The following is a 22,662-nucleotide window of genomic DNA, read 5'->3' on the forward strand; positions in this document are numbered from 1 at the left end:
CCGCTCGCTCCCGCACGAACGGTCCACTCCCCCCCCGCACGAACGGTCCACCCGCGTCACCCGAGGTTGTTCGTTCCGAAGGTGTCGCACCGCGCCGGGTCGCCGGTCTGGAGCCCCGTCGTGAACCACCGCTCCCGCTGGGCTGACGTGCCGTGCGAGAACTGCGATTCGTCCACCTGCCCGCCGCCGAGGTGGGACTGGATGTAGTCGTCGCCGATGCGGGACGCGGTGTCCAGCGCGCGGTCGATGTCGTCCTGCGTGATCTCACTGATCAGCGGCCGCCCGGTCGACGACGGCGTGGTCGTCGCGTGGTTGGCCCACACCCCGGCGTAGCAGTCGGCCTGCAGTTCGAGCCGCACCGAACCCGAGGTCGGCCCCGTCTCGTTGCCGACCCGGCGGGACGTGCCGAGCTGGTTCTGCACGTGGTGGCCGTACTCGTGCGCCAGCACGTACGCCTCGGCGAACGTGCCGCCCTCCGCGCCGAACCGGGTGCGCAGTTCGTCGTAGAAGGACAGGTCGATGTAGACCTCGGAGTCGGCCGGGCAGTAGAACGGGCCGACGTCGGAGGTCGCGCTGCCGCACCCGGTGCGCACGCCGCCGCTGAAGAAGTTCGTCTGCGCGGCGCGGTACGTGCGGCCGGAGCGGGCGAACTGGTCGCTCCAGTAGTCCTGGATGGAGTTCACGATGGCGACGATCGCGCAGTCGTGATTGGAATTGGCGTCCGCGCCGGTGCGGCATTCCTGCGCCAGCGAGCCGTTGCTGACCTGCTCGCCGGAGCCGAGTTCGCCCAGGCCGCCCACGCCGCTCGGGCTGACCCCGCCGATCTGGGAGAGCACGAAGTAGATGATCACGCCGACGACGCCGAGCCCACCGCCGCCGAGCGCGACCCGGCTCCCGATGCCCCCACCGCCGCCGCGGAGGTCGTCGACCTCGGACGTGTCCAGCCCGGCGCCTTCGTCAAACCTCACCGCGTCTCCCTCACACAAGCCTGGGTGCGGACTCCGCGAGTCCGCACCCAGGATTACCGAGGTTGTCAATTGTAATCAGCGGCTGACCACGTCGCGGGCCGGCGAGGAGCTCTGCTGTGCGGACACGGAGACCGCACTGAGGCAGGCTCGAAATCGCCGTGGTGCGCAAGCGATGGTCGAGGCGCATCGAGATGGAAACCCGTTGCTGCTCACAGTCACAGCCGGACTGGGTTCACCGCATCCCGGCTGTGGGTCCACAGCTGTATCCGGTAGTCAACCGCGAGGAACTTCTCGTCATTGAACCACCTGACCCTCTCCCGGCGGACGGCTCGATGGACCGCACCCGGGTAGTGCGTCCCTGGACCGGTGACCGATCCGCCGTTGCCCTCAAGCATGCGCCTGCGCGGGCGAATCCTCAACCGGAGCGTCGTCCCTCGTTGGTTGGTAATCGCGGTTCCGGGCTACTGTTCGGTACATGGCTGAGGTGCGCTGGCTGAGCGAGCCGGAGATGTCGGCGTGGCGCGCGTACGTCGTCGCCACGCTGCGGCTCCGCCAGCGGCTGCACCGCGAACTGGCGGCCGCGCACGACGTGTCGCTGACCGACTACGAGGTCCTCGTGTGCCTGGAGATGGCGCCGGAGCGGCGGATGCGGATGTCGGAGCTGGCGGCCATGATCGGTTCCACGAAGAGCCGCCTGTCGCACCAGATAGCGCGCATGGAAGCCGCCGGCCTGGCCCGGCGGGCACCCGACCCGGACGACAAGCGCGGCGTGGTGGCCGAACTGACCCCCGGCGGAGAGGCCCTGCTGAAAGAAGCCGCGCCGACGCACGTCGAGGGCGTCCGGGCCCACCTGATCGATCTGATGACCCCCGAGGAGCAGGCGGTGCTCGCCAGGGTCTTCTCCCGGGTCGACGAACACCTCGAGGGCCTGGGCGGCTGAGCCGCTACCCTGAGGCCCAGGGAAGCGTGGCAGAGCGGCCGAATGCACTCGCCTTGAAAGCGAGCGTCGGGAAACCGACCGGGGGTTCAAATCCCTCCGCTTCCGCGCCGTTGACCAGGGCGGATGCCGGGCGGGGCAGACGCACTCGCCCGGCAACCGCCCCGTGAGGCGACCTTCCGGAGTCGTTCCTCGGCTGAGCGAAACTCGCGCGCGCCGTCTGCCGGCCGTCTGCCAGGAAAGGGACGATCGGCAGCTGGGCCGACCACAGTCGACCGGAAAGGCGGTGCCGTGCGCTCCTTCGCCGAACTGGTGCGCGAGGCGGAATCGGCGCCCGTCGAGGGCTGGGACTTCTCCTGGCTCGACGGGCGGGCGACCGAGCAACGACCGTCCTGGGGCTACCAGCGGCTGCTGGGGCAGCGGCTGGCCGGTGTCGACGCGGCACTGGACCTGGAGACCGGCGGTGGCGAGGTGCTGGCCGGGGCGCGGGCCACCTTCCCGCCGCTGATGGTGGCGACCGAGTCGTGGCCGCCGAACCTCGCCAAGGCCGCCGGGCTCCTCCGCCCCCGTGGCGTGCACGTCGTCGCCCAGGGCGAGTCGCCGCCGCTGCCGTTCGCCGAAGCCGTCTTCGACCTCGTCACCAGCAGGCATCCGGTGGCGCCGTGGTGGGACGAGATCAGCCGGGTCCTGCGGCCCGGTGGCACGTACTTCGCCCAGCACGTCGGACCGGCCAGCGCCTTCGAACTCGTCGAGTACTTCCTCGGCCCCCTGGACCGGCGAACGCACCGGCTGCGGCACCCGGACGACGAACGCGCCGCGGCGGAGGCCGCCGGCCTGCGGGTCGTGGACCAGCGGCACGAGCGGCTCCGGATGGAGTTCTTCGACGTCGGCGCGGTGATCTACTTCCTCCGCAAGGTGGTGTGGATGGTGCCCGGCTTCACGGTCGAGACCTACCGCGACCGGCTACGCGAGCTGCACGACCAGATCACCGAGCGGGGCCCGTTCGTCGCACACGCCTCGCGGGTGCTGGTGGAGGCACGCAAACCGGCCTGAGCACAGGACGTTCCCCCGCGGCTCATTTCGCCGGCCGCCACAGCACGGCGACCCCGTGCCCGGGCAGCAGCCACGATTCGATGTCGAGCGTCGTCGGGGTGGTGGCCGGTAACCACTCCGCCACCGATGATCCCGACCGGAACGTGAACGGCACCGTCCGGAACTGCCACTCCGCCCGCCCGGCGACGTTCAGCGCTCCGGCGTTCACCCGCACCTGCTCCACGTAGCACGGAAACGGTGGCTGCCAGTAGCAGTAACCGTCGTTGACGTGCTGCGGCCCAGCGACCCGCACCTCGAGCCGTTCGATCGAGCGCACCGCCCGCCCCGCCAGCCGGCCGAGATCGCACTCGAACACGTGCAGCTTCGCGGACGGCAGGTCCAGCCGCCGCCGCAGTTCCGGCTTCAGGTACTGGCCGATGAGACGACCAGGCACTTCCCGCAGGTCGGGTTGCACCGGCGCTGAACTACGCGCGTTTCCTTCAGCGTCCAGGTAGTCGCACGCGATTCGCACCGAGGCCAGGGTGCGCGCGGCGGCTTCGTCGAACCCGGATCGGTCGGGGAAGAACCACAGATCGAACAGCGGCAGTTCGATCCCGGCGACGAGGGAGTCCCGGACCTCCGCGTCGGACGTCATGACCAGCACGAACTTGTTCGTCACCAGCGGCCGACGGAAGCGGTAGGTGCAGGTGTACCGCAGCTCGTACAGCTCGCCGCTCAGCGCGGTCAGTTCCAGGTCGACCTCGGTGTGCGTGCTCACCGCGAGGTGCCTGCCGAGCAGACCCGTCACGACGTCGTGGGTGGCGTCGTCGCGGCCGTAGATGGAGGAGAGCAGCACGTCGAGCAACTGCTTCGGCGCCATCGAGTCCACGATGCCCGGTCCGGACAGGCGGCGGAGGTCGTCCGACAACCGCCTGCGCAGTCCGCGCCGATAGCCGACGAGGACGACCGCGCACAGGCCCAGCAGCGTCCACGCCAGCGTCAGGACGGTGTGCGCGACGACCTGCCAGGTGGAGCTCGGTTCCCACAGCAGGACCGCGACCAGGGCGGCGACCGCGGCGACGGCCATCCCGAACGCCAGTTGTCCCCGCGTCACGGCAGCTCCCACTGGCCGCCGGGTCGCCACAGCAATGCCACGCCGTGCCCGAGAAGCAGCCAGGAGTGGACTTCGATCGTCGTCAGCTCGTCGGCCTTGAGCCACTTCTCCGAGATGTTTTCCGACCGGAACATGAACGGCGCCACCCGGAAGGCCCAGGTGCCCGTCCGGTCGACGTCCAGATCGGCCGCGTCGATCCGGATGCGGTCCACGTAGCACGGGTACGGGGCGTGCCAGTAGCAGTAGCCGTCGCCGATCTGCTGCAGGGTGGTGGACCGCAGTGTCAGGCGTTCGATCGACTGGACCTCGTGTTCGTCCTCGGCCAGATCGCTCAGATCGCACTCGAAGATCCGCAGGGCGCCCAGGTAGTCCCGGGTGCTCTGACGCCGCAGCGAGCCCATGTCCTCCCGGAAGAACGACAGGTAGTCGGCCCACCGGTCGTACTTGACCTCCCGGAGGCGCAGCTTGTCCGACGACGCCAGGTGGTGGTCGCCCCGGTCGTCCAGGTACTCGATCCCGAGCCGGACCGAGGGCAGCATGTCCTCCACCGAGTTCTGGAAGATGTCCTCGTCCGGGATGAACCACAGCTCGAACAGCGGCAGCTGGCAACCCGAGCTGATCGAGTCCCGCAGCAGCGTGCTGCAGGTGGCGAAGATGACGAACCGGTCCACCGCCACGTTCTTCTTGAAGCTGTAGGTCGTGGTGACCGTGAGGTGGTACTGCTCGTGGTCCACCGCGCGCAGTTCGAGATCCACCTCGGTGTGCGTGCTGACCGCGAGATCGGCGCCCATCGGACGCCGCCCTTCGCCACCGAGCACACCGACCAGCACGTCGCGGTTGGCTTCCTTCTCGCCGTAGACCGAGGTGAGGAAAGCGCCCATCACCTGCTGCGGAAGCAGTGCTTCGACGATGCGCGGCCCCGCGAGCCGCACGATCTCGGACAGCAGGCGGTGGTGGACGAACGCCTCGTAGCCGATGATCGTGAGGCCGGTGACGAGGAACCCGGGCGAGGCCGCGAGAAGGAACCGGTGCGCCGCGGCCACCCAGCCGCCGGACGACGGCCAGGTGAGGCCGACGATCAGGAGGACCAGGCCGACCGCGGTCAGCAGGAAGCCGAACCGGCTGGGGCGGCGGCCGGTTCCGGGAGGTGGAGAGCCGTCCCCGCCCCGGCCCGCGTCCCCAGTCGTCACTGCCTCTCCGCACGATCGAAGAACCATGATCGGCGGATGGCGGACCGGGACGATAGGCCCGATCGGATTAAATTCGGACCTGGCTCACCGGTTCTGCTGCCAGCTCGGTTCGTCCTCCAGCGCGTAGTTCGTCAAGCCGGCGCGCTCCTCGACGGGCATGCCGGTCTGGGCGGCCAGGTCGTTGTACAGACCGAGAAGGTGCGTGGTCATCGCCGCTCGTGCGCCGGCCTCGTCGCGCCGCCTGAGGAACCACGACACCTGGTTGTGGTCGTTCGCGGAGCGGACGTGCACCTCGGCGCTGCTGTAGCTGTTGCGGCGGTAGGACCGCAGCTGCGGCACGAGCGAGCGGTACAGCTGGTCGAGCAGCTCGTTGTGGCTGGCCCGCACCACGGCTGCGTGGAAGTCCTCGTCGGTCCGCAGCAGCTCGTCCTTGTCGTTGACCGAGGCGGCCTGGTGCAGCTTGGCGAGCTTGGCGATGTCGTCGAGTTCGCCCTGGCTCGCCCGCAGCGCGGCGAGACTGGCGGCCGTCGTCTCCAGCGCGATCCGGACCTCGAGCAGGTCGGAATCGCTCACGCGCCGGTCGAACCGCAACGGCTCGTCCCGTTCGGCCACGTCGGTGGAGCGCACGTACCAACCGCGTCCGCGCATGACCTCGACGACGCCCTGGAGTTGCAGGCGCTGCAGGGCGGTGCGCAGGGAACTGCGAGCCACAGCCATCTTCTGCGCCAGCTCGGGTTCGGTCGGGAGCCGGTCGCCGGCCCGGAACGTGCCGTTGGTGATGAGTGCCCTGATCTTGTCCTCGATCAGTTCGGGCAGGGGCTTGCGGGCGTTCGGTGAGAGAGCCCAGCTCTCGTCATCCATCGTCAACCTCTCGCCTTGCTCCACTGGGTGTCCCCGAGCATTCGTCGACCGTAACAAGAACTGATGCCAGACGCAAGTTGTCTGTCAACAAGTTGTCACTTGACAGACAACCTACAACATGGAGATCCTGGAGTTGCCGAAGCGGGGGCCGGATCCGTCGGGGCGACTCGGGCGGACACGAGTGGAGGTGTTGGCAGTGGGCTCGCAAAACCTTCTGATTGTCATCTTCTTGGTGGCCATGGCAGTCGTGTTGATCGGCTGGCGAACAGTGCTCGTGATGACCGTGACGGCCTGCTTCGTCCTGGCGGTCGTCGGTTTCGTGCAGGTCGTTTCCTTCCTGGGCAGCGGGGTCTGAGGGGAGGCCAGACCCGTACCTGGCGTCTGTTGTCTGACAAGATGGCCCGTTGCGGGTGCGCTCGGGCGTGGCTGTAATCTCGCGCGGTCCACAGGCTGGTCCTTCTAGCGGAAGCCGCGCACGGATGAATTCCAGATCTGCTTGGCCGGACGCCACGGCCGTTCACGCGGCACTGGCGCCCGCCCATGCGGTGCTCGAGGAGCGCCGGGCGCTCTACCGGCTGGCGGTCGAACTGCTGCTCCCGGGACGGGCTCCGGTACCGCCGGAGCAGCTCGACAGCCCCCTTTTCCGGTTCCAGGTCGGCGAAGCGCTGGCGGGACGACGTCCGATCACTTCCGATCTCGGCGACGACCTCGATTGCGTCGTGACCGAGCTGGTGGCGGGCCCGTCCACGTTGAAGGTGGCGACCGGAGACCGGGCCGGTGCCGTGCTCGCGGAGGCTCTTCGGGTCATCCACGCGCAGAGCCTGTCCGGTGGTCGTCCGCCGCGCGTGCTGACCGGGGACGACGAGGCCTTGGCCGTCGTCTCGGCCGGCCTGGACAAGGTCCGGGCGGTGAGCCCGGCGCTGGCCGACGACCTCGTGGCGCACGTCGACCTGCTCGTGGTCCTCGATCCGGCCACGTCCGGCGGATTGGTGTCGGCGTCGTCCCGGCTCTTCCCGGGGATGATCCTCATCGATCGGCCGGATGCTGCTTACGAAGTCGCCGAGGCGATCATCCACGAGGGCGCCCATCAGAAGTTCTTCGATCTCGCCATCACCCGCGACTTCCTCGGCCCGGATCCGGCGGACGGGCGCACCTTCCGGCCGTCGTGGTCGGCGGCGGTGTGGCCGGTGGAACAGGTCATCGCCGCGTTCCACGCCTACGCGTGCCTGGCGCAATTCGCCGAAGACGTGTGGGCGCGGAACGAGAACAGCGAACTCGGCACGAATTCGTTGCTTCCCCGCGCTCGCGAGCGCGCGACGGAGATCGGGCGCTGGCTCCGCGGCGCGGAGGACACGCTGGAAATCGACGCCAAGTGGTTGCTGCGCACCCTGTTGTGTGATGAGGACGCGCCCACTCTTTCCCAACCTGTCACCCGTCCGGTGCCGCCCGGCTACTACACGCTGGACCCGCTGCTGCGCATCGCCCGGATGGAGACCACCCGCAGAGTGCTCGTCGGCCGTCCCGGCGACCCACCGGAACTGCACTGGCTCGACGGGGACGCGGCCGAACTGGTGGTGCGGCTTAGCCGGGCGCCCTCCGGGCTATCCCTGGCGGAAATCGAGTCCGGTATGCGGCCGGTGCTCGCCGCTCTGTTCGAGGCGACCTTGGTTCGTGCGACCGGCGCGGCAGGAGTACCGTCCTCTTCGGACGGATCAACACGTCGGAAAGGAAACTGATGTCAGTGCAATGGGATCCCCGCCGGGAACGCGATAACCGGCCCGGGGAATTGGTGGTGCCCAGCGCGGATGCGATTGATTCTCCGGTGAATCCGATGATCGGCCGTCAGCCTTACGGTCAGCCGATCGCTCGCGTGAACTTCTTCCGCCGGATGCCCCAGGGCGGCACCGCCTACCTCAAGCCCGCCGACTCCACCGAGGACTGAACCGGCCGGGCTCGTCGACCCGGGCGAGCCCACGGCCATGTGACGAACGGCGTCAGATCGTCCCGTTCGCCATCGCTTCGCAGCTGCGCAACACGACTGCCGCGGCGCGACGCTCCCCGGCGCTCAGCTCCGGGTTCTCCGCCTGGTCCCGCCACCGCCGCACGGCGAGCAGCACCGGCTCCGCCCCCAGCCGCTCGGTCCGCGACGTTCCCGCGGCACCGATCAACCGCAGGGCTTCCGCCTTCAGGTCCGCCGAAAAAGACGTCCGTCCGGTTTGCAGCGCGGCCACCAGCCGCAGCTCCCGGAAATCGTGGGCACCGGCCAGCAACCGTTCCAGTTCGGTCGCCAACCCGGCCGCGGCCGGGCGCGGTTCCATGCGCAGCACCACTTCCAGCCCGATCAACGCCGACCGCGCCTTGAGCGCGTCCCGCCGCGCCACGAAGTACCCGTCGATCGCCTCGCGCAGGTCGGCCAGGCCGCTGCGCGGCACGAGCTGACCGGCCAGCGCCGGCAACGTGTCCGCGCCGCGGCGGATCAACGTCAACGCCAGCCGCACGCCGAAGATCCCGAAGCGGGCGAGCAACGCGGCGCGGTCGGACGCGGCCACCGGCGCCGGGAACTCCGCCGCCGCGAACCGGTCCGCCGACAGCAACCGCGGCTCCAGCTCCTCCCGCGGCACGGCCGCGAGCGCTCGCAGCACCGCGAACTCCGGCTCGGTCAGCGTGCGCGCCGCCGCGGCCAGCAGCCCGGCCACCGGCACGACGTCCTGGCACAGCCCGGCCACCTCGGGCGCCACCCGGTAGCGGCGCGCGACCTGCCGGGCCGAGATCACGGCGTCCACCCGGCCGCCACCCAGCTCGTCCGCCCGCGACAGCACGACCAGCGCGTTCACGGCCGCCGCTCGCGCGACCGGGTGGTCCTGCAGCGTGTGCAGGAACGACAAATCGGCCTCGGACGGGCGCCGCACGAGGTAGAGGACCGCGTCGGCGTCCATGCAGATCCCCTCGATCGTGCTCGGCGCCGCACCGCCGTCGATCGCCGGCGTGTCCATCAGCATCAGCTCGTCCGGTGAGCGGCCCGGCGAGGTCCGGAACCACGTCATCTCACCCTGCGGCGGCTCCCCGGCCAGCGCGGCGACCAGCGTCGACCGGCCCGAGCCGCGCGGCCCCACCACCGCCAGCCGGAGCGGGTCGTCGAACCGGGTCAGCTGGCGCTGCAACCAGCTCGTCGCCCGCGGGCTGTCCTGGTAGACCTCCAGCGCCTCCTGCAGGACCGCGCGCGTCCTCGCGGCCAGGCTCACGCGGTGATCCCCCGCTGGGTCGGCAGCTGCGCGGGCGTGGCCAGCGCCTGGGCCCGGCGGCGCAGCACGTTCAGCTCGTCCATCATCCGCCGGATCTCGTTCGCCCGGACCGTGCGACGGGTGGTGTCGTCGTCGATGGCCTGCTTGAACGTCTTCGCGGTTTCGGTGATCTCGCCACGCAGCTCGTCGGCGACCCCGTTGAGCCGGTCGCGCAGCGCGCGGTGGATCTGCCGCGCGGTGTCCTTGCTGTGCTTGCCGTAGCGCAGGAAGAAGTCGTCCACGTACCGGTGCGCGGCGGTCTTCGCGGCGTGCTGGCGCCGCTTGAGCCGGTTGCCGCGCTCCTCGAACACGCTCTTCGCGCCGAAGGCCGCGCCCGCGCCGAGCGAGATCGGGTTGATCAGCGGCAGGCCGGCGATGGTGGTCGCGAGACCGAACATCAGCAGGCCGCTGTAGGACCCGCGCATGCCGACGAAGAGCTTCTGCCCGACGCTGAACCGCTCGACCCGCGGCATCCGCAGGTCCCCGACCGCGTCACCGGGCACCTCGCGCGGCAGCGAGTCGGGCAGCGCGTCTTCGCGGTGCGGAGCGACCTGCCGCGCGATCTTGCGCGCGATCCACTCGAACCGGTCGAGCAGCCATTCGGAGTTCGTCTCGGCGACCGTGGTGAGGTTATCCCGCAGCCACTCCTCGAACTCGGGCCACGTCTTCGCCGGGTCCGCGGTCTCGAAGTACTCGTCGACCTCGACCAGGATCTTGCGGGTCCGGTCGCGCAGGTCGAACTCGACGTCCGAGATCAGGTCGGACACCTCGTCGGACAGCAGCGTCTGCCACCGGTTCGCGTCCCGCTGCAGCCTCTCCAGACGTCGTCCCGCGGCGTGCCAGCGGGCGACCGCGTCGCCGTTGTCCGGCTGCTGCGTCGCGGCGTACTCCTCGGTCAGGGAGTTCTGCAGGGCCTCGACGGTGGTGGTGCTCAGCGCGGCGACCGAGCGGCGCGCCAGCAGGTCCGCCTGGCCGGGGAGGTCCTGGTGCAGGCACTTGACCAGCTCGCCGAACCCGGACTCGGCGTTGAGCGCCTGGTCGCCGGTTTTCGCCGCGGCCAGCCGCAGCGCCGCCGAAACCGGGACCAGCGACGCCATCAGCCCGCGCTGGTCGAGGCGGTTGCGGTTGCGCTGCGCCACCGCCCGCCAGCCCGGGACCAGATCGATCTTGGTGAGCACCACGAGCACGGTCGGGCACAGCCGGACGACCTGTTCGAGCAGCTGGATCTCCGACGCCGACAGCTCGCTCGTGGCGTCGGTGGCCATCAGCACGGCGTCCGCCGAGTCGACGGTCTCCATGGCCGCCCGCGCCGGTGTGTCGACCAGCGCCAGGCCGCCGGACAGCAGCGCGCGGGGCAGGCCGACCTCGGCCCGCACGACCGGTGGACCGCTCACGGCGACCGCTTCCCGATTGGCCTGCCCGGTGACCGACTCGACCGGGACCGGCTGCCGGGCGGGACCTTCGATGGCCCGCGGACCGGCCGTGACGACGGCCGCGGTGGGGGTCTCGGCGTGCGTGACGACGGCCGGGACGGTGGTCGTCGCGTCCTCGCCGACCGCGCACACCGGCGCGTTGACCAGGGCGTTCACCAGCTGGCTCTTGCCCTGGCCGGACTCGCCGATCACGACCACCCGCAGCTGCTCGTCGAGCAGCTGAGCTCTGCGTCTGCGGATGCGATCGACCAGATCAGGACGCCGTTGGGTGGCGCAGACGTGGGCGGTGTCGTCCAGTACGTCGAGCCAGGGCGGTGCAAGCACGCGGAGGAGTGTGCCGTGTCGTGACCAAAACGTGAAGCGGCGGGGTCCGTTCTGAGACGAACCCCGCCGCTCCGTCGGTGAGTGGTAGCCGCGCCGTTGCGGCTACCGGTCAGTGACCCAGGGGCAGATCGCCGTGCAGGTTGTCGAGGTCAGCGGCCTCGGGCAGCGGCGCGTGGTTCAGCGGGCCGATCGCGTCGGCCAGCGGGCTGTCGGTCACGGACACGATCTCCTTGACCGGGTCGGTGGTCAGCGCGTGCTCGACGTGGTTGGTCACCTCGGGCAGCGGGTTCGCGACCGGCAGGTGCGGCAGGCCCTGCGGCAGCTCGGCGCCGAAGTGGACCGGCAGATCACCGGGCGCCTCGGCCGGGATCATGGTCGGGACGGCGGCGGGCAGCACGGACGGCACGCCGGGGGCGGCAGGCAGGTCGCTGGCGAGGTCCGCGGCCTGGTGGCCGGCGTCGGAGATCGCCGTGCCGGCCTGGGCGCCACCGTTGGTGACCAGCTCACCGGCCTGCGCGCCGCCGAGGGTCAGGTACTCGCCGAGGGTGGCCGAGTGCTGGGCGACGCCGCCGCCGACCAGGTCACCACCGATCGAGATGTAGTCGGCGATCGTGCCGGCGGCCGGCTCGGCGCGGCCGAGGACGTCCGAGTCGAGCGAACCGGCCAGGTCACCGGCCTCGTCGAAGCTCGGCAGGCCGTCAAGGCTCGGGGCGTCGGCGGGGGTGCCGTCCACGCCGAGGGTGTAGGTGCCGAGGGCCGAGTCGGTGCGGGCGCCCGCGAGGACGGCGTCCTCGGTGGCGGTCAGACCGCCCTGCAGCTCACCCTCGTTGTTCTCGACGGCGAAGCCGCCGGTGAAGCCCTCGGTGCTGCCCGCGGCGCTGCCGATGAAGGCACCGGCCGGGGTACCGGCGGTGCCGGCGACGCCCGCGCCCTCCGCGGCGGCGGCGGCCGCGGCGGCGCCTTCGGCCAGGTCACCCTCGTAGGAGACGGTGGTGGCGTAGCCGTCGGCGGAGCCGGCGCTCGTGGTGTCGAAGCGGCCCACGCCCGGGACGTCCAGGTCGGGCGCGGTGAACGGCTCGTCGCCCAGCGACGGCGCGTCCACCGGCAGCGAGCCCAGCGTGTCGAAGTCGACGGGCAGGCCGCCGGTCTCCGGCAGCTCGGTCAGGCCGACGGCCGCGGCGAGGCCGGTGACGTCCTCGGTGCCGACCGGCAGGGCGCCCGCGTCCAGCGGCAGAGCGCTCGCGTCGACCGGCAGGCCGGTCAGCTCGCTCGGCACGTCGGCGCGCTCGGTGCTCACCGTCGGCAGGGACGGCAGCTCGCCCAGGGCGGGCAGCTCGACCGGGAGGCCGGGCACCGCGTTCTGCAGGCCCTCGACCTCGGGCAGCGACACCGCGGAGCTGCTCAGATCGGGCGCCTCGACGGGCAGCGTGTTGACCGGCAGGTCGCTGACGGGGAGGTCGCCGACGGGCAGGTCGTTGCGCGCGTCCAGCGGGAGGCCGTCGAGGGCGGGGACGTTCAGCGGCAGGTCGCCCAGCGGCAGGTCGCCCAGCGGCAGGTCGCCCAGCTCGGGCAGCTCGACCGGCAGGTCGCCCAGGTCGGCGGTCGGGCCGCCGAGCAGCTCCTCGCCGAGCGGCAGGGCCGAGGTGTCGACCGGCAGGGCCGGGGTCTCGACGGGCAGGTCGGCGCGGGCCGGGACGTCCAGGGGCAGCTCGGGGGTCGCGACGGGCAGCGCGTCAGCGGCGTCCGCGACGGCCTGCAGCTGGGCGATGGCGCCCTGCAGGTCGGTCACGTCGGCGTCCAGCGGCAGCGCGGACAGCGCGTCGGCCAGCGGCGCGGGAGCGTAGTCGGCGACCAGCGGGGCGACTTCCTGGATGTCCTGCGGCGTGACGTCGCTCAAGCCGGCGGCGGCGAGCGCGCTGGTCGGGTCGGCGGCGAACGCCGACCGGGCAGCCTCGTCGTTCAGGAGGTTGAGCACGAACTCGTGCAGGTTCTGGGCGGGGAGAGACAAGGAATATCTCCGCGGATCTCGGGGGGTTTGAAACCGGACAAGGCGTCCAGGGTGCACCGCAGGACGCCTCGGCCGAACCTAGTGACCGTTCCGTTACCGAGGCATCGGGGATAGGTCCGCAACCTTGGGTGAGGTCATCGGGGCCAGCGGTTAGGGGATTAGGGGATGTGACCCCAACGGGCGACTTTGGTACGAAGGGGCGACCCCGTGAGTGAGGATTCAACCCCTATGCGTCACGTTCTCGGCATCGACATCGGCAGCACCGGCATCGCCGCTGCCGTGTGCCGTGACGTGGGCGAACGCTGGTCGGAGCCGGTGTCCGGGCCCCCGGTGGAGTCCGTCGTGCACGTCGCTCCGGACGCGACCGTGTCGGTCGGCGCGGAGGCGTTGCGGCGCTCGGTCGTGGAACCGGACCGGGTGGCGCGGGGATTCCTGCGCCGCATCGGCGATGACGTTCCGTTCCTGCTTGGTGACGAATTGTACACGTCAGAGGCGCTGACCGCGGCCGTCGCGGGCTGGGTCGTCGACCAGGTCGCCGCCGACGAAGGCGAGCCGGCCGAGCGCATCGCGGTCACGCACCCGCCGTCCTGGGGCACCTACCGGCGCAAGCTGCTGCTCGACGCGCTGGGCGCGGCCGGGCTACCGCCCGCGATCCTGCTGCCGACGCCGGTCGCCGCCGCGGAGGGGCACCTCGCGCGGGAGCGGATCGACCCGCAGACCCTCGTCGCGGTGTGCCGGATCGGCGGCGAGCACGCCGACCTCGCCGTGCTGCGGCGCGGACCCGCGACGTTCGACCTGGTCACGCACGCCGAGCCGGCCGAGCCGGCGGCTGGGAAGGCGCTCGACGACCTGCTGTTCGCCCACGTCCACGAGCGGTGCGGCGACGTGGCGCCCTCGGCGTTGCGGCTGGTGTGCGCCGAGGCCAAGGAGCGGCTCTCGACGCTGCCCGAGACCGAGATCGGGCCGGTGCGGGTGACGCGCGCCGAGTTCGACCGGCTGGCGCGGCCCGGCCTGCTCGCGACGCTGGACCCGCTGCGCCGGTACGAGCGGCTGAGCGCGGTGCTGCTGGTCGGTGGCACGGCGGCGGTGCCGCTCCTGGCCGAGCTGGCCGGCGAGCTGACCGGCTGCCGGGTGGTCGCCGAGCCGGAACCGGCCTTCGCGGTCGCGCGCGGAGCGGCGCTGGTCGCGCGGCTGCGGGAAGGCGCAGCGGTCGAGTCGACCGCGCTCGTGCCGAAGGTGACCGGCTTTCCCGACCTGGAACCCGAAGACGTGTACGACGACGAACCCGTTCCGCCGCGGCCGCCCGTCGTACTGACCCCGCTCGAACCGCCCCGCCGCCGGTTCGCGCCCTCCCGCCGCGGCGGCTCCCGAAGCGAGGACGACGAGTGATCCTGCTGGACGAACCCACCGAGCGGGTCTGCGCGGCGATCAAAACCGGTCAGCTCGCGCCGGTCCGCCTCGCGATCGTGGCCCCCGGCGGCTACGGCAAGACCGCCGTGCTCGACCACCTCGCCGGCGCGCCCGGCGTGCGGCTGGTCGACGACGCCCACCTGCTGACCGACGCCGAACTGTCCGAAGTGGCCCGTCAGCTCGACGACGAGTCGGCCGGGCTGGTCATCGCGGCCCGCCCGCACCCGCGGCCGGCCGCGCTGAACCAGGTGCTCGGCCGGCTGACCGGGCAGCTGGTGCTGCGGCCGTTCGACCGGCCGCGCACGGAGACGTTCCTGTCCAGGGCCGGGCGGCCGCTGGCCGTCGACTCCGTGCTGGCGCAGACCGGCGGCGTGCCTGGGTTCGTGCGCCTGCTGGCCGGCGGCGACGGTGAGCTGGTCGCGGCGTTCCGGCACGAGCTGGACCAGGCCGGCGAGGATTCGCTGTGCTACCTGCTCGCGGTCGAGGCCGGGGCCGATCCGGACCTGCTCGCCGCGCTGAAGCTGCCCGCGTCGACGGTCGAAGCGGTGCGGGCGACCGGCTACCTGGGGCCGGACGGGCGGCTGCTGCCGGTCGCCGCGCGGGCCCTGCGGGAGCTGGTGCCCGCCGACCGGCGGATCGCCCTGCGGCTGCGGCTCATCCGGCGGCAGCTCGACCGCAGCGGGCCGGTGCTGAGCCTGGTCCGGCCGCTGATCGGGGCCGGTGTGACCGGGGCGGACGTGGCGACGGCGTTCGAGGTGGCCGCCGGTGAGGCGACCGGGGAGCCGGCGCTGGCCGCGCGGTTGTACGAGGCGGCGGTGCGGGCCGGGCGGCCGGCCGCGGCGGTGGGAACCCGGTGGGCCGAGGCGGTCGCGCGAGCCGGGGACTTCGACACGGCGCTGCAGCTGGCCGACCAGGTGATCGGCTCGGACGACGCGGCGGACCGGGCGGAGGGGGCGCAGGTCGCGGGCGCGGCGCTGGCGCACCGGGGCCAGCTGGCCCGCAGCGCGGAGCTGTTCCAGTGGTCGGACACCGCGGCCGCGCGCTGTTTCGCGGTGATCGGCCTGACCGGGTCCGGGCGGCTCGCGGAGGCGGAGAAGCTGCTGGACAAGTCCTCAGTGGACGGTCCGCCGACGTTGCTCGCCGGTGCCGTGTCGTCGGCGGCTCGTGGTGTGCTGGAGTCGGTGACGGATCAGCCGACGGTGGCACTGTCCACTTTGATCCGTTCGGCGGAGATGCTGGAGCCGGTGTCGGACCGGGTGCTGCTGCCGGACAGCCCGGCGGCGCTGGGCGCGCTGGTGGCGCTGCACTCGGGTGAGGCGGCGATCGCCGAGCCGTTGCTGGAGCGGGCGGTGTCGTCGGGCGTGCTGGTGCCGCGGCACCGGTTGCTGCTGGCGTGGATCGCGATGCTGCGCGGCGACGAGGAGGGCGCGAACGCGCAGCTGCGGTCGGCGGGGGAGCAGTTGTCGCCGCGGGACTGGTTGTTCGCGGTCGGGTTGCGGGTCGGGCTGGCGCGCCGGGCGAGCGACCTGGCCGGGTTGCGGCGGATCTGGATCCAGGCGCGCGAGGCGGTGGTCCGGCACCCGGTCGACCTGTTCACGTTCCTGCCGTTCGGCGAGTTCGAGGTGGCGGCGGCGCGACTCGGGGAGCGGGACCGGCTGGCGCCGCACCTGCGGCAGGCGCGGGAGCTGCTGGCCGGGCTGGGCGACCCGCCGTTGTGGGCGAGCGCGTTGCACTGGAGCGGTCTGCACGCGGCGGTGATCGCGGAGCAGCCGGAGGAGGCGGCCGCGCACGCCGAGGCTTTGGCGGAGGCGGCGTCGGAGGGCCCGTACTTCGCGACGATCGCGCGGGCGGCGGGGTGCTGGCTGAAGGTGCTGGGCGGCGAGGTCGACGCGCCGGAGGTCGAGTCGGCGGCGCGTGACCTGCACGGGGTCGGCCTGTGCTGGGACGGCGCGCGGCTGGCCGGCCAGGCGGCGATCCGGACGTCCGACCGCAAGGCGATGGTGACCCTGCTGGACTGCGCCCGTGTGCTCCAGGGCCGGCCGGGCCGGGAAGCGGTGGAGCACACGGGCGGGGTGCGGCTGAGCGAGCGGGAGCGGCAGGTCGCGGAGCTCGTGGTCGCCGGGTTGACGTACAAGCAGATCGGTGATCGCTTGTTCATCTCGGCGAAGACGGTCGAGCACCACATGGCGCGGATGCGGCAGCGCCTGGGGGCGGGCAGCCGCGGTGAGCTGCTGGCTGAGCTGCGGGAGATCGTGCAGGTGGCGTCCTAGCGGACGACCTGCACGGTGTCCCCGGCCGCCAGGGTGCTGAAGAACTTCTGCGAGGCGCTGGTCGACAGGTGGATGCAGCCGTGCGAGTACTTGGACAGGCTGCCCTGGTGGAAGGCGATGCCGGGCTGGAAGAAGACCGAGTTCGGCATGGGGGCGTCGAACTCGCGGCTGTGGTAGTCCTTGACCTTGTGTGAGACGCGGAAGGTCCCGACCGGCGTCGGGTCGCTGGCCGAGCCGGGCATGATCTGGACGGGGCCGTAGACGACCTCGCCGTCCTTGAGGAGCCAGGCCTTCTTCGCGGAGAGGTCGACACAGGCGTCGACGGTGGCCGCGCACGGCACACCCGCCGGGGCCTGAGCCTTGGTGGTGGTGGTCTTCTTGGTGGTGGTCTTCGAACTGGTCGAGGGCTTCGTGGTGGTGCTGGTCGTCGAGGGCGCGGCCGAGCTGGTCGACGGCGTGGTGGTGCTGGGAGCGGCGGTGCTGGTGGTGGTGGGCGCTGTGGTGGGCGCGCCGGTGGTCACGGCGACCTGCTGCACGTCCGCGGCCTGCTGGGCACCACCCCCACAGGCGGTGAGCACGAGAGCAGCGCCCACGGCGGCGACGGCCAGCACCAGCTTCTTGACGGTCACTTGTACGTTCCCCCAGCGTTCGGATGATCCCTACAAGCGCAAAGACGCCCCACGGGGAGCCGTGGTTGAGCGCAAGAGGTCACGATCTTGTTGCACCGCGTTTGAGGGCGAGGATTTCGCCCGGCGGGTGAGCGTGGTGCTGCTGGTACCGCATTGTCACGGTCAGCTACGCCGCATCCGCACTCGATCGGCACCCGGACCTGCGGCCCGCGCCCCCGGCATGCGGGCCCGCAGCCTGCGGCCGCGCCTGTGGTTGGATCCCGCCCGCGGCCTGCGGCCGCGCCTGTGGTTGGACCCTGCCCGCGGCCTGCGGCCGCGCATGCGGTTGGACCCCGCCCGCGCCGGACACCTGCGCCTGCGACTGGCACTCGCACTGGGCATCCCAACCCCGGGCCGCACCCACCCGAGGCCGGCACCCTACCCGCAGCCGGGCGCCGCACCTGTGGCTGGCACCCGCGCCCGCACGGGGCATCCCACCTGCGACACCGTCCCCTGCGGACAGCACTGCCTTCCGGCCAGCACCGGCCCCTCTAACCAGGACCGTTCCCTCCCACGAGCGCCATCCCTCCCACGAGCGCCATCCCTCCGGCGAGTGCCGTCCCGATCCTCCCCCGGACCGTCATCCCCGCACCGTCCCTGCCACAGCACCGTCACCCCACCCAGCACCGTCGCCCCCCACCCACCATCGGTCCGGCACCATGGGCCCATGCGCTACGTCATCATCGGAGCGGGCGCGGTCGGCTCGACCGTCGCCGCTCAGCTCCACCTCGCCGGCATTCCGGCCGTGCTCATCGCGCGCGGCGAGCACGGCGCCAAGATCCGCGAGCGCGGGTTGCGGTACTTCCGGCCCACGGGCGAGCAGCTCGTCCCGGTGCCGGTCGCCGGCAACGCTGAGGAGGTCGAACTCGCTCCGGATGACGTCCTGGTCGTGGCCACCAAGACCCAGAACACCGAGGAGGTCCTCCAGGAGTGGTCGTGGCTCCCGGCCGGCGCCGGTCTGGCCGCCGACCTGCCGGTGCTGATGCTGCAGAACGGCCTGGAGAACGAACGCGCGGCATTGCGCCGCTTCGCCACGGTGTTCGGGGCGTCCCTGTGGATGCCGACGACCTACCTGGAACCCGGCGAGGTCAGCGCCCAGGGCGCCCAACTGCCGGGCATCCTGTGGCTCGGCCAGTTCCCGTCCGGTGACGACCCGCGCCTCGACACCATCGCCGCCGACCTGCGCACCGCCGGCTTCGGCGTCCAGCTCGTGCCGGACCTGCTGCGTTGGAAGGCGGGGAAACTCCTCGCCAACCTCGGCAACGCCGTCGACGCTCTCTTCGGTCCCGACGACCGCACGGCATCGCTCGGCCGCGAGCTGCGCGCCGAGGGCCGTCGGGTGCTGGCCGCGGCAGGCATCGATCCGGTCAATTTGCGCGAAGCATCCGAAATAGACACTTCGGCCTCGGACCCCGCCGAGATCCCGGGGCGTCCGCGCGCCGGCAGCTCGACCCGGCAAAGCCTCGCCCGCGGTGCCGGATCGGTGGAGGGCGATTTCCTCAACGGCGAAATCGTCCTGCTCGGACGGTTGCACGGAGTTCCGGCCCCGCTCAACGCCGCGATGCAGCGCCGCCTCGCGCTCGCCGCCGCGCGTGGTGAGTCGCCGGGTTCGGCCGACCCATCCGAGATCGACCTGCCCCGGCCGCCGGTCCTCATCAGCGCCGATGAACTGCAACGGCAGCTCGACTCGTCTGCCCCACCTGTTCTGCTGGACGTGCGGTGGGCGCTGGGCGATCCGAACGGACATCGTCACTACCTCGACGGGCACCTGCCGGGCGCGGTGTACGTGGACCTCGACACCGAGCTGGCCACACCGCCGTCCCCCGCCGAGGGACGCCACCCGCTACCGGACATCGAAGCTTTCCAGGCGGCCGCACGTCGCTGGGGCGTCCGCGAAGGCTCGTCCGTCGTGGCCTACGACAACAGCGGCAACCTCGCCGCCGCCCGCGCCTGGTGGCTGCTCCGCTGGGCGGGTGTCGCGGACGTCCGGCTCCTCGACGGCGGACTCGCCGCGTGGGGCGACAGGCCCCTGGAGACCGGTTTCGGCCGCACGCCCGAGCCGGGCGACGTCGTGCTCAAGCCCGGTCACCTGCCCGTTCTCTCGATCGACGAGACTGCGGCCCTGCCGGCCGAGGGCACGCTGCTCGACGCCAGGGCCGGCGAGCGCTACCGCGGCGAGCAGGAGCCCGTCGACCCGCGCGCCGGGCACATTCCCGGTGCTGTCAGCGCGCCGACCGGTGACAACCTCGCCACCGACGGCCGGTTCCGACCGGCCGCCGAACTCGCGGCCCGCTTCCGCGACCTGGGCGTCACCGCAGGCCCAGTGGGGGTGTACTGCGGTTCCGGTGTGACCGCGGCGCACGAGATCGCAGCGCTGGCCATCGCCGGGATCGACGCGGCCCTCTACCCCGGCTCGTGGTCGCAGTGGTCGAACCAGCCCGACCGTCCCGCGGCAACGGGCCCGAACCCGTAGCCGGAGCACCGACGCGCTGCTCGGGTCGGCTGTCTCACGCAACTGAGCCGGCCCGGGCAGCACGTATCGCCACCCTTTGATCGCCGTTCACGAACGTCACGGCGAGGCGGCCATGCACGACGTGAGCAACCCCGCAGCTTGCCTGCCATCGCCACCGATCCCCGGTGGTCAGCCCGTCTTGCCCACGGACTTCACCGTCTCACAGCACGATCGGTCACCATCCTTCCTGGTAGTTGTAGACGTATGCGCTTGCGGCCGAGCACCTCGCACTGGGGCGCCTTCTCAGCCGGACTCGATGAGAACGGTCACCTCCAGGTCTCCGCACACCCCGAGGATCCGGCGCCGTCGCCTCTGCTCGGCAATCTGCCCAGCGCCTTGACCGACCCCACCCGGATCGCGGCGCCGGCGATCCGACGAGGGTGGCTGGAGCGCGGGCCTGGCCCGGATCCGAAGCGCGGCCACGAGGACTTCGTCGAAGTCGGCTGGGACGAGGCTCTCGATTTGCTCTCGGCGGAACTCCTCCGGGTGCGGTCCGAACACGGCAACGAGGCGATCTACGGCGGCTCCTACGGCTGGGCGAGCGCCGGCCGGTTCCATCACGCCCAGAGCCAGTTGCACCGGTTCCTCAACGCTTTCGGTGGTTTCACCTCCTCTCGCAACACCTACAGCTACGGCACCAGCGCGGTGGTGCTCCCGCACGTCGTCGGCACCGCCACCGACGTCCTGCGCAACGGTTCGAGCTGGCCGACGATCGTGGCGAACACCGAACTCCTCGTGGCTTTCGGCGGAGTGCCCGAGAAGAACGTCTTCGTCACGCCCGGCGGAGTCACCCGGCACCACACCCCCGGTTTCCTGGCTCAGCTCGCCGACCGGGACGTCGAGGTCGCCCTGATCAGTCCGCTGCGCGCCGACCTGCCGGCGCGGCTCGACGTGCGGTGGTATCCCATCCGCCCCGCGACCGACACCGCGCTCATGCTCGCCCTCGCGCACACCCTTGCGGTCGAGGGCCTGCATGATCGACGGTTCCTGGACCGCTACTGCACCGGCTACGACGAGTTCGAGCGCTACCTCCTCGGTCTTGACGACGGAATCGTCAAGGATGCCGCCTGGGCCAGTGCCCTGACCGACATCCCGGCCGCGGAGATCGTCGACCTCGCCCGACGCATGGCCGCACGTCGCACCTTCATCACCGTCACCTGGAGCCTCCAGCGCATCGAGCACGGCGAGCAGCCCGTCTGGGCGGCCATCGCGCTGGCCGCCATGCTCGGTCAAATCGGACTGCCCGGTGGCGGTTTCGGCCACGGGTACGGCTCCATGGGCGACACCGGTGACACCGGCCCGGACTTCCGGGTGCCCTACTTGTCGCAGGGGATCAACCCTGTCAAGCAGTACATTCCGGTGGCCCGGATCGCGGACATGCTCCTCAGACCCGGCACCCGCTACCAGTACGACGGTGCGGAACGCACCTACCCGGACATCCGCCTCGTGTACTGGGCCGGTGGCAACCCCTTTCACCATCACCAGGACCTCAACCGGCTACGGAGCGCCTTCGCGCAGCCCGACACCGTCGTCGTGCACGAGCCCTTCTGGACCGCCACCGCACGGCACGCGGACATCGTCCTGCCCACCACGACGGCGTTGGAGCGCGAGGACTTCGGCTGCGGCCGCCGCGACAGCCATCTCATCGCGATGCACCGGGTCGCCGAGCCTCGTGCGCAGGCCCGGGACGACCACACGATCTTCGCCGGACTGGCTGCCCGGCTGGGTATCGAGGAAACGTTCACCGAGGGGCGCACCGCACGCGAGTGGCTCGAGCATCTTTATGGCTCGTGGCGACAGCACCTGGCCGGGAAGGGCTTCTCCGTACCGTCCTTTCCGGAATTCTGGGAGATGGGCGAGTACCGCTTGCCGAACACGGAAACCGACCGGACGCTCTGGGCCGACTTCCGCGCCGACCCCGTCGCCCATCGCCTCCCGACCCCGAGCGGCAGGATCGAGATCGTCTCCGAGCGCGTGGCCTCGTTCGGCTACGACGACTGTCCCGGCCACCCCGCCTGGCTGGAGCCCGTCGAGTGGCTCGGCGGCGAGCGAGCGAGCCGATTCCCGTTGGTGCTCATCGCCAATCAGCCCCACACCCGTCTGCACGGCCAGCTCGACGGTGGCGCTGTCAGCCAGGCGGCGAAGGTCGCGGGCCGGGAGGCCGTCCACCTGCACCCCGAGGACGCCGGCCCTCGCGGCATCAAGGAGGGCGATGTGGTCCGGATCTTCAACGACCGCGGCGCTTGCCTGGCCGGAGCGGTTCTCACCACCGATCTTCGTCCTGGCGTGGTACAGCTGCCGACGGGTGCCTGGTTCGATCCCGCCGGAACCATCTGCGTCCACGGCAATCCCAACGTGCTGACCGCGGACCTGCCGTCGTCGCAACTGTCCCAGGGGTGCACGGGACAGCACGTGCTCGTCGAGATGGAGCGTTTCGCGGGTGAACCACCTGGCATTGTCGTGAATCGACCACCGGCCATCTCGCGCAAGCGCGACATGTAGATCCGCAGGGTGGTCGGGATGTGCTCCATGAGTGCTCCTCGTCGTCGATTTCGCTTGTACCGCAGCAGATCCGGCTGGTCGCGCCGTCTGCGGTGTCCTCGACGATACAGGAATATCGAATTTGTGTTCTAACCCGATCGATGGATTCTTCC

17 protein-coding genes and 1 tRNA gene are annotated in these 22,662 nt (G+C 71.5%); 10 read left to right on the forward strand and 8 right to left on the reverse strand.

Translation table 11 applies throughout. From position 1 onward, the window contains the following. Positions 1-56: 56 nt before the first annotated feature. Positions 57-968 carry a KPN_02809 family neutral zinc metallopeptidase gene (gene ypfJ, locus L1857_RS03710; RefSeq protein WP_094003581.1) on the reverse strand — a complete coding sequence of 304 codons (912 nt, stop codon included), beginning with the start codon at positions 966-968 and terminating at the stop codon, positions 57-59. A gap of 475 nt (positions 969-1,443) precedes the next feature. Here ypfJ and L1857_RS03715 point away from each other — a divergent pair, with 475 nt between their 5' ends. The 3 genes from L1857_RS03715 (at position 1,444) to L1857_RS03725 (ending at position 2,958) form a co-directional block, all read left to right on the forward strand. Beyond that, positions 1,444-1,908, forward strand: coding sequence for a MarR family winged helix-turn-helix transcriptional regulator (locus L1857_RS03715; protein ID WP_094003583.1), 465 nt, complete (start codon positions 1,444-1,446; stop codon positions 1,906-1,908). 20 nt (positions 1,909-1,928) lie between these two features. Then, positions 1,929-2,013, forward strand: a tRNA-Ser gene (locus L1857_RS03720). Positions 2,014-2,196: 183 nt separating this feature from the next. Further along, on the forward strand, positions 2,197-2,958 hold the full coding sequence (locus L1857_RS03725) for a methyltransferase domain-containing protein (protein WP_094003584.1): 762 nt from the start codon (positions 2,197-2,199) through the stop codon (positions 2,956-2,958). A gap of 22 nt (positions 2,959-2,980) precedes the next feature. On the opposite strand, the gene L1857_RS03730 is transcribed toward L1857_RS03725, so the two are convergent. The 3 genes from L1857_RS03730 to L1857_RS03740 form a co-directional block, all read right to left on the reverse strand. Further along, positions 2,981-4,051 (reverse strand): hypothetical protein, encoded by a 1,071-nt coding sequence (locus tag L1857_RS03730; protein WP_162830974.1) that lies wholly within the window; start codon positions 4,049-4,051, stop codon positions 2,981-2,983. Beyond that, a complete protein-coding gene (locus L1857_RS03735; protein WP_240323093.1) occupies positions 4,048-5,241 on the reverse strand; it encodes a hypothetical protein in 1,194 nt (397 codons plus the stop codon). Before L1857_RS03735 ends, L1857_RS03730 begins: the two co-directional genes overlap by 4 nt. Before the next feature lie 84 nt (positions 5,242-5,325). Continuing rightward, positions 5,326-6,102 (reverse strand): FadR/GntR family transcriptional regulator, encoded by a 777-nt coding sequence (locus tag L1857_RS03740; RefSeq protein ID WP_116109828.1) that lies wholly within the window; start codon positions 6,100-6,102, stop codon positions 5,326-5,328. A gap of 118 nt (positions 6,103-6,220) precedes the next feature. Between L1857_RS03740 and L1857_RS03745 the strand changes: the two genes are divergently transcribed. The 3 genes from L1857_RS03745 to L1857_RS03755 are packed head-to-tail and all read left to right on the forward strand — an operon-like array spanning position 6,221 to position 8,044. Continuing rightward, positions 6,221-6,457 (forward strand): hypothetical protein, encoded by a 237-nt coding sequence (locus L1857_RS03745; RefSeq protein WP_162830969.1) that lies wholly within the window; start codon positions 6,221-6,223, stop codon positions 6,455-6,457. Between the two features lie 55 nt (positions 6,458-6,512). Beyond that, positions 6,513-7,838: an aKG-HExxH-type peptide beta-hydroxylase gene (locus tag L1857_RS03750; protein WP_249467388.1), complete on the forward strand. Its 1,326-nt coding sequence runs from the start codon at positions 6,513-6,515 to the stop codon at positions 7,836-7,838. A gap of 5 nt (positions 7,839-7,843) precedes the next feature. After that, positions 7,844-8,044, forward strand: coding sequence for a hypothetical protein (locus tag L1857_RS03755; protein WP_162830975.1), 201 nt, complete (start codon positions 7,844-7,846; stop codon positions 8,042-8,044). A 52-nt stretch (positions 8,045-8,096) separates the two neighbouring features. On the opposite strand, the gene L1857_RS03760 is transcribed toward L1857_RS03755, so the two are convergent. The 3 genes from L1857_RS03760 to L1857_RS03770 all read right to left on the reverse strand — a co-directional run bounded on the left by L1857_RS03760 (position 8,097) and on the right by L1857_RS03770 (position 13,148). Continuing rightward, on the reverse strand, positions 8,097-9,344 hold the full coding sequence (locus tag L1857_RS03760; RefSeq protein WP_116109830.1) for a GTPase domain-containing protein: 1,248 nt from the start codon (positions 9,342-9,344) through the stop codon (positions 8,097-8,099). Further along, positions 9,341-11,140 carry a dynamin family protein gene (locus tag L1857_RS03765; RefSeq protein WP_116109831.1) on the reverse strand — a complete coding sequence of 600 codons (1,800 nt, stop codon included), beginning with the start codon at positions 11,138-11,140 and terminating at the stop codon, positions 9,341-9,343. Before L1857_RS03765 ends, L1857_RS03760 begins: the two co-directional genes overlap by 4 nt. Before the next feature lie 109 nt (positions 11,141-11,249). Then, positions 11,250-13,148, reverse strand: a complete 1,899-nt coding sequence (locus L1857_RS03770; RefSeq protein WP_116109832.1) for an IniB N-terminal domain-containing protein — start codon at positions 13,146-13,148, stop codon at positions 11,250-11,252. A 228-nt stretch (positions 13,149-13,376) separates the two neighbouring features. Here L1857_RS03770 and L1857_RS03775 point away from each other — a divergent pair, with 228 nt between their 5' ends. Both L1857_RS03775 and L1857_RS35320 read left to right on the forward strand, forming a co-directional pair. Then, positions 13,377-14,537 carry an Hsp70 family protein gene (locus tag L1857_RS03775; RefSeq protein ID WP_094003590.1) on the forward strand — a complete coding sequence of 387 codons (1,161 nt, stop codon included), beginning with the start codon at positions 13,377-13,379 and terminating at the stop codon, positions 14,535-14,537. After that, positions 14,534-16,828, forward strand: coding sequence for a helix-turn-helix transcriptional regulator (locus L1857_RS35320; protein WP_116109833.1), 2,295 nt, complete (start codon positions 14,534-14,536; stop codon positions 16,826-16,828). Before L1857_RS03775 ends, L1857_RS35320 begins: the two co-directional genes overlap by 4 nt. Here L1857_RS35320 and L1857_RS03785 read toward each other — a convergent pair. Further along, positions 16,825-17,457, reverse strand: a complete 633-nt coding sequence (locus tag L1857_RS03785) for a L,D-transpeptidase (RefSeq protein WP_162830483.1) — start codon at positions 17,455-17,457, stop codon at positions 16,825-16,827. The two genes, L1857_RS35320 and L1857_RS03785, sit on opposite strands and share 4 nt — an antisense overlap. Before the next feature lie 706 nt (positions 17,458-18,163). Between L1857_RS03785 and L1857_RS35545 the strand changes: the two genes are divergently transcribed. Both L1857_RS35545 and L1857_RS03800 read left to right on the forward strand, forming a co-directional pair. Then, positions 18,164-19,969, forward strand: coding sequence for a rhodanese-like domain-containing protein (locus tag L1857_RS35545; protein ID WP_116109834.1), 1,806 nt, complete (start codon positions 18,164-18,166; stop codon positions 19,967-19,969). A 243-nt stretch (positions 19,970-20,212) separates the two neighbouring features. Further along, on the forward strand, positions 20,213-22,510 hold the full coding sequence (locus tag L1857_RS03800; protein WP_116109835.1) for a molybdopterin-dependent oxidoreductase: 2,298 nt from the start codon (positions 20,213-20,215) through the stop codon (positions 22,508-22,510). Positions 22,511-22,662: the final 152 nt, after the last annotated feature.

It is taken from the genome of Amycolatopsis thermalba, assembly GCF_023376025.1.
Taxonomy (GTDB): Bacteria; Actinomycetota; Actinomycetes; order Mycobacteriales; family Pseudonocardiaceae; genus Amycolatopsis_E; species Amycolatopsis_E thermalba.